This window comes from Achromobacter sp. GbtcB20 (assembly GCF_019091095.1).
GTDB lineage: Bacteria > Pseudomonadota > Gammaproteobacteria > Burkholderiales > Burkholderiaceae_B > Achromobacter > Achromobacter mucicolens.
Genome location: NZ_JAGXJZ010000392.1, coordinates 1 through 314, shown reverse-complemented (window position 1 = coordinate 314; position 314 = coordinate 1). Strand labels below are relative to the sequence as shown.

The following is a 314-nucleotide window of genomic DNA, read 5'->3' as shown; positions in this document are numbered from 1 at the left end:
TGATCGGCGAGGCGCAGGAAGTTGCCGCCTGGGCCGCAAGCCTCGCGGCACGCTCGGACCATCCTGTGTCTCAGGCCATCGCCCGCAAGGCGAACCGTGACGGCATCGCGCTGCACGAGGTCGACGACTTCGCGGCGCTGCCTGGCCGCGGCGTGCGCGGCCGCGTCGCCGGGCGCATGTTGCACAAGGGCAACCACAGGCTCGCCCAGGAGCTGGGCCTGAGCGAAGCGACGCTCCAGGCCCCGCCGGAGGCCCTGGCGCGCCCAGGCAAGACAGCGAGCCTGCCGGTGGACGAAGGGCCCCGGGTCCGGCGT

At 73.9% G+C, this 314-nt stretch carries 1 pseudogene; it reads left to right on the top strand.

The window, feature by feature from the left end:
- A pseudogene (locus KVT32_RS29465) lies at positions 1 to 314 on the top strand (ATPase P); the annotation flags it as partial.